10 protein-coding genes are annotated in these 9,503 nt (G+C 44.7%); all 10 read left to right on the plus strand.

The window, feature by feature from the left end; translation table 11 throughout:
- Window positions 1–154 precede the first annotated feature (154 nt).
- Window positions 155–823, plus strand: coding sequence for a hypothetical protein (locus HYR79_09685; protein MBI1821966.1), 669 nt, complete (start codon window positions 155–157; stop codon window positions 821–823).
- Window position 824: 1 nt separating this feature from the next.
- A complete protein-coding gene (locus tag HYR79_09690; GenBank protein MBI1821967.1) occupies window positions 825–1,631 on the plus strand; it encodes an isoprenyl transferase in 807 nt (268 codons plus the stop codon).
- Window positions 1,628–2,455, plus strand: coding sequence for a phosphatidate cytidylyltransferase (locus HYR79_09695; GenBank protein ID MBI1821968.1), 828 nt, complete (start codon window positions 1,628–1,630; stop codon window positions 2,453–2,455). The genes HYR79_09690 and HYR79_09695 overlap by 4 nt, the downstream gene beginning before the upstream one ends.
- 264 nt (window positions 2,456–2,719) lie before the next feature.
- Window positions 2,720–3,886, plus strand: coding sequence for a 1-deoxy-D-xylulose-5-phosphate reductoisomerase (locus HYR79_09700; protein MBI1821969.1), 1,167 nt, complete (start codon window positions 2,720–2,722; stop codon window positions 3,884–3,886).
- A gap of 13 nt (window positions 3,887–3,899) precedes the next feature.
- A complete protein-coding gene (gene rseP, locus HYR79_09705; protein ID MBI1821970.1) occupies window positions 3,900–5,198 on the plus strand; it encodes an RIP metalloprotease RseP in 1,299 nt (432 codons plus the stop codon).
- A 1-nt stretch (window position 5,199) separates the two neighbouring features.
- Window positions 5,200–6,300 carry a flavodoxin-dependent (E)-4-hydroxy-3-methylbut-2-enyl-diphosphate synthase gene (ispG, locus tag HYR79_09710; GenBank protein ID MBI1821971.1) on the plus strand — a complete coding sequence of 367 codons (1,101 nt, stop codon included), beginning with the start codon at window positions 5,200–5,202 and terminating at the stop codon, window positions 6,298–6,300.
- Window positions 6,301–6,394: 94 nt separating this feature from the next.
- Window positions 6,395–8,125, plus strand: coding sequence for a proline--tRNA ligase (locus tag HYR79_09715; GenBank protein ID MBI1821972.1), 1,731 nt, complete (start codon window positions 6,395–6,397; stop codon window positions 8,123–8,125).
- A 70-nt stretch (window positions 8,126–8,195) separates the two neighbouring features.
- Complete coding sequence (locus HYR79_09720; protein ID MBI1821973.1) at window positions 8,196–8,429, plus strand: addiction module protein; 234 nt, start codon at window positions 8,196–8,198, stop codon at window positions 8,427–8,429.
- A complete protein-coding gene (locus HYR79_09725) occupies window positions 8,426–8,716 on the plus strand; it encodes a type II toxin-antitoxin system RelE/ParE family toxin (GenBank protein MBI1821974.1) in 291 nt (96 codons plus the stop codon). Before HYR79_09720 ends, HYR79_09725 begins: the two co-directional genes overlap by 4 nt.
- Before the next feature lie 293 nt (window positions 8,717–9,009).
- Window positions 9,010–9,503 (plus strand): FG-GAP repeat protein (locus HYR79_09730; GenBank protein ID MBI1821975.1); only part of this gene is annotated, 494 nt, incomplete at its 3' end.

The following is a 9,503-nucleotide window of genomic DNA, read 5'->3' on the forward strand; positions in this document are numbered from 1 at the left end:
AGACCAGCGATAGACTTCGCACCCACTTATTAATCATGTCATTGCGAGCACCGAAGGGTGCGTGGCAATCTTATCGTAAAGTCTTGAGATTGCTTCACTTTGTTCGCAATGACAGCTTTCTAACTCTGTTCTTGGGCCGTTACTTAAATCCAAAATGATGAAAATTCGCTTAATGTTCTTTGGACTCTTTTTTCTCCTTTTTGCGGCAATGATTCAAGCAGAACCCCTGCCGCTTTCACTCGATGATTTAGCGAAGATTTTTTCCACCTATTTCCCTAAAATCGAAGGGATGCTCTCCCATCTTGACGGAAAAACAGGCACCATTAATTTAGGGGAAAAAAATGGGCTGGTGAAAGGGATGGTTTTAACCATTTTTCGGCCGGGCGAACCCTTTTATAACCCGGTCACAAAGGAAGAGATGGGAAAATTTGAAAAAAATATCGGGTTTATCGAACTGACCGCGGTTGCTGACGATAAAAGTCAAGGAACTTTGTTGATTCATAACGGCCAGGACGCAAGGCCGGAAGACCGGGTTAGAATCAGCGCCGGGAGAATTCCTGTTTCGGTTAGCGGAGCGCCGGAAAAAGACAATTTGGTTTTAATGGATACCTTTTCAAGATTTCTCCTCGAAACAGACCGTTTTTTAATTCCCTCTTTTTCTAAAACGACAAACGAGGTTTCTCATTCAACGGAAAACGAGCCGATTTTTGAGTTTAAGGTCAAATCCTTTCCCAATCAGACGATTCAGATTGAGCTTTTGAATCGACCGTTTAACCATCCGATTGAACAATTAACAGGCGCTGCAGGGAAACTTCAAGAATAAGATGAGCAATCAAAAACAAACCTCGTTAGAGAATCTCTCGGAAAAAGAACTCATCGTCTTAGTCAAGAACGGTGTTTCGCCCCGGCATATCGCTGTCATAATGGATGGAAACGGGCGGTGGGCGGAAAAAAAAGGCCTCACCCGGATTTCCGGCCATAGGGAAGGAATCCATTCGGTTCGGGAAATCATTACGCTTTGTCGTGAACTTGAAATCGACACCCTTACGATTTATGCCTTTTCCGTCGAGAATTGGAAAAGGCCGGCGTTAGAAATTAAGACGCTGATGTGTTTGTTGGAGGAATATCTTAAAAAAGAGCTGAAAACCTTAATGGATAATGACATTCGGTTCCGCACGCTGGGACGTATTGAAGAACTTCCGCTATCGGTGATTCAATATATTAAAAAAGTGGAACGAGAAACCAGAAATAACAAAAAAATGAGGTTGAATATAGCCCTAAACTACGGCGGGAGAAGTGAAATTATTGATGCGATCGTCAAATTTAATGACGATGTCCAGAAAGGGACCCGGGCGTATAAAGAGTTGGACGAAAACCTTTTTTCAAACTATCTTTATACGGAAGGGCTGCCTGATCCGGATTTAATGATACGGACAAGCGGAGAAGAACGGATTAGCAATTTTTTACTCTGGCAAATGGCCTATACCGAGCTTTATTTTACCAAAACCTTATGGCCTGATTTTAGGCGAAAAAACCTGCTTTTGGCAATTCTCGATTTTCAAAGGAGGGAAAGGCGGTTCGGAAAAGTTGTCCCGGAAATCTACTCTGATCCGCAAAACGTTAAGCTATGATCAAACGCTTAATTGTGGCCTTTATTTTTCTTCCGCTTTTTTATCTTCTCGTAACTTTTCAACACACTCTTCTATTTTCGTTTTTTATAACCCTGATCTCCAGTTTAGGTCTTTTTGAATTTTTCCGCCTCTATTTTAAAGAGAAAAAACATGGGGTCATCGTCATTGGTGAGACGGCGGCCCTTCTATTGATGGCGGGATTTTACGTAGAAGGAATCGATCCGAAAGGGATTGAAGCCATGATTTCTCCATTTATTTTATCGACATTTCTTTCGTTCGGAATTCTCTTTTTACTAACCGCGCATCTTTTCGCGGACAGGGAATCTTTTTTTTTATCCGTCTCCATCATGGGAACGGGACTTTTATATGTGACCTGGTTCCTCGGCCATCTGATCCTCATTCGCTCTCTGGATCAAGGCGCTATGTATATCTTTTTTCTCGCGATGGTCACCTGGGGAACCGATTCGGGCGCCCTGTTTGTAGGTAAGTCAATCGGTAAACGAAAGGTAGCTCCTGCCGTAAGTCCGAATAAAACGGTTGAAGGGGCCATCGGAGGCCTTGTTTTTGGAATTCTTCTGGCCCTGATTTCGCGTGTCTGGTTTTTACCCGTTTTCTCTTTAAAAGAAACCATTGGATTGGCGTTTGTTATGAGCGTTGCTGGCCAAATCGGTGATTTGGTGGAATCAATGTTCAAAAGGGCCAACCAGGTTAAGGATTCCAGCCATCTCCTCCCCGGACATGGGGGGATTCTCGATAAGATTGATAGCTTTATCTTTACGGGGCCTGTCCTTTATTATTATCTGGTTTATTTCAGACCTGTTTAATTTTTGATTTTTTTCTCCGTTGAAACAACGGTAGTAACCCTTCAGTGAAGGGTGGGCATTGATGAAAGTGCCTGGTATGCCACGGATGGAGACTTCGATGAATTTTGCTTATCCAACCTTAATGTCATCATCTAGAGATGAGGATAAATTCATCGGTGTCGGAAGGAATGGCGTTCCAGGCGCTTGAGAACCGTTGACTGAACGATTACCAACGGTATTAATATTCAATAGACTGTCTATTTATGAATAGAGTATGATCAAACGATGAAAAATATCATTGTGCTGGGTTCTACCGGTTCGGTGGGTGAAAATACCCTTAAAATTGTTTCTCAATTCTCTGATAAATTTAGAATCTCAGCCCTGGCCGCCGGAAAAAACCTCGTCCTTGTTCAAGAGCAGATTCAAAAGTTTCGTCCTTCGATCGTCTCCGTTTCCGATTCGGATCATGCTGCCAAATTACGGGACTTCTGTTCCGGGGTGAAAACTGAAATCGTTTTCGGGCGGGAGGGACTTCTTAAAGTGGCAACCTGCCCTGAAGGAGAGCTCGTCGTTTCTGCCATCGTAGGCGCCGCCGGCCTGTTACCAACACTCGCCGCGATCAATGCGAAAAAAAATATAGCGCTGGCCAATAAAGAAACAATGGTCATGGCCGGGGAGATGGTTTGTCAGGAAGCAAGATCCGCCGGCGTTACAATTCTTCCTATTGATAGCGAACATAGCGCGATTTTTCAGGCTCTGTCGGGAAATCAAAAAAAAGATGTCCGGAAAATAATTTTAACCGCGTCCGGGGGGCCCTTTCTTCACTTCGATCGGGACCAAAAAGCAAAAGTCACTCCCGAGGCTGCCGTTAAACATCCCAAATGGGAAATGGGAAAAAAAATTTCAATTGATTCAGCTACTTTAATGAATAAGGGATTGGAAGTCATTGAGGCCCGGTGGCTTTTTGGTTTCCCTGTAGAAAAAATTGAAGTACTCATTCATCCCCAAAGTATCGTTCATTCTATGGTAGAATATATTGATGGATCGGTCATGGCCCAGATGGCCATTCCCGATATGCGGGGTCCGATCTCTTACGCGATTAATTATCCCGAAAGGCTTTCATTGAACCTGCCTCCTTTAGATTTGGTGTCTGCCGGAACGTTATCCTTTTCACCTCCCGATAACGAAGCTTTTCCTTGTCTTTCATATGGGTATGAAGCTTTAAGAACCGGGGGGACACAACCTGCTGTTTTAAATGCGGCTAATGAAGAGGCGGTTGCCGCTTTTCTTGATGGAAAAATGGGTTTTCTAAAAATTGAAGAAGTGATTAAAAGGACAATGGAATGTCATCGGCCGCGTCCCATTCAAACGCTGGATGATGTTTTGTATGCTGATAGCTGGGCGCGAAAAGAGGCTTGTCGGCTCATTGAAAATTTTCAGGGGAAAAAATAAGGAGTAAATCCAGATGTTATACACGATTGTGACTTTCATTATTGTTTTAGGTATTCTGGTGGTCATTCATGAGTGGGGCCATTTTTACATTGCCCGCAGAAACGGTGTTCGGATTTTAAAGTTTTCGGTAGGATTCGGGCCAAAAATTTACGGAAAAAAAATCGGAGACACCGAATATGTGGTTTCCGCAATTCCCTTGGGCGGTTTTGTCAAAATGGCCGGGGAGAATCCGGATGAAATTCAAAAAGCGCCCGATGAATTTGCCTCAAAAACCGTTTGGCAGAGGGCCAAGATCGTATTTGCCGGTCCGTTCATGAACCTTTTTTTAGCGTTTGCCTTAATGCCGTTGGTTTTTTTAATCGGGACCGATGTTCCAGCTTATATTGATCAGGCTCCTAAAATCGGCTGGGTTGATGAAAACTCGCCCGCACAGGAAGCGGGGCTCCAGCCGGGAGACGTCATTCAGAGCATCAATCAAAGAGAGACCGATACCTGGGAAAGGGCCTTGACGCAAATAGGGGCTAATCCCAACTCACAACTGGACATCGTCTTGAAACGGGGAGACGAAATAAAAGCTGTAAAAATGGTCAGTTCTTCTGACGAAAAGACCGGGGTTGGGACAGCCGGTTTATATCCCGAGATCCCTGCAGCGGTAGGACAGGTTAGAAAAGGCTTCCCGGCTGAAAAAGCAGGCCTGGAAGAGGGGGACAAAATCGTTTCGATCAACGGAACACCCATTACCCACTGGAATCAAATGTCGTTGTTTATCAAGAAAAATGCAGGAAAAGAAGTTAATTTGATGGTTGATCGAAAAGGGGACCTCTTTAATAAAACGTTAGTTCCTGTAAAGGACGATGCTTCCGGGATGGTGGTGATCGGGGTTTCCATTGGACAAAAAATGGTTTTTAAACGTTACGGCCTGTTTGAATCGATTAAAAAAGGGTTTGTCAAAACCGCTGAATTAACCCGGTTAACGTTTGACGTTTTAAAACAGCTGTTAACCCTCAACCTCTCCCTGAAATCTTTGGGAGGGCCGATTATGATTGCCCAACTTACCGGACAGGCGGCTCATTCAGGAATGGGCGATTTGATCGCCCTGATGGCATTTTTAAGCCTCCAACTGGCGATCATGAATATATTACCCATCCCTGTTTTGGACGGTGGATGGCTCCTTTTTCTCGGAATTGAAGCGGTGATGGGAAGGCCTTTAAATCAAAAAGGGATGCAGATTGCCCAGACCGTCGGATTTGCGGCCTTAATGACCCTTTTTGTCGTGGTTTCCTACAATGATATTCTCCGCATATTCAAATAGAATGAATAAGCCGAGAAGAAAAACAAAACGGATCAACGTGGGTGGAATTCCGATCGGAGGGGACGCGCCCATCAGCGTCCAATCGATGACGACGACGAATACCGACGACGTCAAGGCGACCGCCACCCAAATCCACCAGTTAGAAAATGCCGGATGTGAAATTGTCCGGGTGGCGGTTCCCGATCACCCTTCCGCAAGAGTCCTCTCAAAAATCAGGGAACAAATTAAGATCCCGTTAATTGCAGATATTCACTTTGATTATCAATTAGGTCTGATTGCTCTGGAAGAAGGGGTGGATTGTGTCCGGTTAAATCCGGGGAATATTGGTTCGAGAGAAAAGCTCGAAAAAGTCGCCGCTTCCGCGAAAGCTAAAAAAATTCCAATCCGGATAGGAATTAACGCTGGATCTTTAGAAAAAGACCTTCTTGAAAAATATGGTTATCCTAAGGCTGAAGCCATGGTTGAGTCTGCGTTTAGAGCCTTGCATATATTAGAAGAAATGGAATTTTATGATACCAAAGTGTCCTTAAAAGCGTCTCATGTCGCCCTTGCGGTGGAAGCCTATCGTCTCTTTTCGGCTAAATCTGACTATCCGCTTCATCTGGGGGTAACCGAAGCCGGGACCCTTTTTACGGGATCGATTAAATCTTCAATCGGGTTAGGTCTGCTCCTTTCCGAAGGAATTGGCGACACGATCCGGGTCTCTTTAGCGGCGGATCCGGTCGAAGAGGTCCGCGCCGGATTTGAAATTTTGAAGGCGCTTGAACTACGCCACCGCGGTATTAACGTCATTGCCTGTCCCACCTGCGGACGGTTGGAAATTGATGTCATCAAGCTGGCAAATGATGTTGAAAAAAAACTCGGCCATATTAGAACACCCTTGAATATTTCTATTCTTGGGTGTGTGGTAAATGGCATTGGTGAAGGGATGGAAGCGGATGTCGGCATTGCGGGAGGAAGAGATTCCGCGATCCTCTTTAAAAAAGGGGAAATTGTCCGAAAAGTCAATGCCGATGAAATTTATGATGTTCTGATTGAAGAAGCCATTGAAGTCGCCAAAGAAAAAGAAGCTCAGGAAGTCAGGCATCCCGCCAGAAATTAATATCCGGTTTCTTTTTAAGTTTTATCATCCGAAACTTTCGAATTGTAGATCAGCCCCTTTTATTGTACTATCTCTCCTTTAGGAAAAAGAAATCATGCCGACCTATTTTACCCGATTTTTTATCCCAACTTTGCGAAACGATCCCGGTGATGCTGAAGTCATCAGCCATAAGCTGATGCTTCGCGCCGGGATGATCCGAAAAGTCGCCGCTGGAATTTATAATTACCTCCCTTTAGGATTAAGGGTGATTCAAAAAATCGAAAAAATCGTGCGAGAGGAGATGAACCGCGCGGGAGCCCTTGAGCTCTTAATGCCGGCGGTGATCCCCGCTGAACTGTGGAAAGAGACCAAACGATGGGATTTTTACGGAAAAGAACTCCTTCGTATTAAAGACCGGAATGACCGTGAGTTTTGTTTTGGCCCGACCCATGAGGAGGTCATCACCGACCTCGTTCGAAATGAAATCCGTTCCTACCGTTCGTTGCCCATTATTTTTTATCAGATTCAAACCAAATTTCGCGATGAAATCCGTCCCCGGTTTGGCCTGATGCGCGGGCGTGAGTTTATCATGAAAGACGCCTATAGTTTTGATCAAACCTTCGAAGCGGCCCAAAAAACGTATGAGATCATGTTTCAAACCTATACCCGGATTTTTCAGCGCTGTGGTTTAAACTTCAGGGCGGTCGAAGCCGACACCGGCGCCATTGGAGGCTCTTCCTCCCATGAATTTTCTGTTTTGGCTGATAGCGGAGAGGACTGTCTGGTGATCTGCCATGCCTGCGAATATGCCGCGAATATCGAGCAGGCAGAAACCCGGCCGCCTCAATTCGGAACGGGTGAGGAGAAAACAGAAAAGCCGATTGAAAAAGTTACCACGCCGGGTAAAAAAACGGTGGCTGAAGTCTCCGGGTTTTTAAATGTTCCGGTTCAAAAAATTATCAAAACACTGGTTTATCTTGCGGATCAAAACCCGGTTGCCGTGCTTCTTCGCGGGGATTTTGAACTCAATGAAGTTAAGCTGAAAAAAGTTTTAAACGTTCAGGATTTAGTGCTGGCCGCTCCAAAAGTGGTAGAAGAGATTACACATGCTCCGAGCGGTTTTGCCGGGCCCATCGGCCTCTCTTTTCTGAAAGTGTTTGCGGATGAATCCATTCGAGAAATCGAAAATGGGGTAGTGGGGGGTAATGAAAAAGATATCCATTATCTTCATGCTAAACCGGGGCGGGATTTTAAAGTGGAAGCTTATTATCCTTTAAGAAAGGTAGTCGAAGGGGATTTATGTCCTCGTTGTAAAGGGGGATCGCTTCATTTGACCCGTGGAATTGAAGTCGGCCATGTCTTTATGCTCGGGACAAAATATAGCGTCGAGATGGAAGCGAAATTTTTGAGCCAGAATGGAAAAGAAGAACATTATGTCATGGGATGTTTCGGCATCGGGATCGGACGAACCGGCGCCGCTTCCATCGAACAAAATCATGATGACAAGGGAATCATCTGGCCCTTTCAGATTGCGCCCTTTCATATCGTCATTCTCCCGCTGAACACAAAGGTTTCTCAGGTCGTCCAGACTGCCGAGCAATTAGGGTCCGAATTAGAGAAAGAAGGCTTTGAGGTGCTCATCGACGATCGTGCGGAGCGGCCGGGTGTCAAATTTAACGACGCCGATTTGTTGGGAATCCCTTATCAGATTATCGTCGGCGAAAAGAATTTAAACGAAGGAGTGGTTGAACTTAAAGACCGAAAAACCGGGGAAGTTAAAAAGTTGTCCCTCAAAGAGTTCCCTTTGTTTTTGAAAGACCATCGATCCCTTCTATCCGAGCATTAACTTGATATTGGTTTACAATTAAAAGTGGATATGTTTGAATATAAAGGTATTATGACAGGAGGATAAAAATATGTCCGTTGTTGCCAAGAAAGTGTTTGAGGAAGCTTTGTCTCTTCCTGTTGATGCGAGAGTGAGTCTCGTAGAGAAGCTCCTTACCAGTCTTAACCTTCCCACGCAATCGGAAATTGACCAACTCTGGGCTGAAGAGGCTGAGCGACGCATAAGCCAAATTGATAAAGGCGACGTAAAGTTACTTCCCGGTGAGAAGGTTTTTTCGAGGATTCGCAACAAATATCAGCGATGAAATTCTATTTTCACCCCGATGCTGAAGCAGAGCTTGATAGGACAATTGAGTATTACGAACAATGTCAACGAGGGCTTGGTTTAATCTTTGCCGAAGAAGTTTATGCCACTATTGCTCGGATTATTGAATATCCAGATGCGTGGTCAATCTTATCTAAAAACTCCCGCCGTTGTTTTGTCACGAGGTTCCCTTATGGGGTTGTTTATCAAATAAAATCTTCCGCTCTTCGCATCACTGCAGTAGCCCATCTTAATCGACGGCCTGGCTACTGGAAAAAAAGAAATTAAAAACAATGTTTCAGGGAGCGAGCCGCTTAAGCTCGTTTGGTTTGAATATCCCTTTTTCGGTTACAATGCCGGCAATTAAATTGGCCTGTTTTATATCACTTGAAAAAATATTTAAAAAAGTACTAAAAAAGTACTTGACAATTCGAATTCCTCTGTGGTACAGACACCCCAATAAACGCAATGTAAAGGTTGTGGAAGAAAAATGTAATCACCTTCTATCAGGGCAAACTGCTGAAAAATATGGGTAAACAGGATTTTAAATTTTCTATAATAATTCAGGTGGGAGAAATGCCATGAAGAGTTTTAAGCAAAGATTTGGAATGGCCATCATATTTTTAGGGATCCTTTTAGGACATTTATCTTTAATAACCTCTCTATTTTCAGGTGGGGCGTATGCTCAAGCACCCATAGGTTCAAATATTTCTCCTGCTCCCCCAGATGGTTTTGGTTGGGTGACAAGAAGTATTGCTGATCTTGATGGTGATGGGGTGCGAGATATCGCGGTTGGCGCCCCGCAGACCGGGACGATCTACCCAACGGCGACTGGCGCTGGGGCTGTTTACATCTATTCAGGACGAACTGGATCATTAATTCGAACGATTTCGAACCCCAATGGCACGGAACAGTCGATTTTCGGCTGGTATATGGTCGAAGCCGGAGACCTTGGCCGTGATGGAAAGTCTGATCTGTTGGTCAGCGCGCCGTTTTCAGGAACCACCTCCTATGGGTTTGATGGCCCCGGAAGCGCCTACGCGATTTCGGGTGCGGATGGGCATGTGATCTATCG

The organism is Nitrospirota bacterium, assembly GCA_016178585.1.
Lineage (GTDB): Bacteria > Nitrospirota > Nitrospiria > JACQBW01 > JACQBW01 > JACOTA01.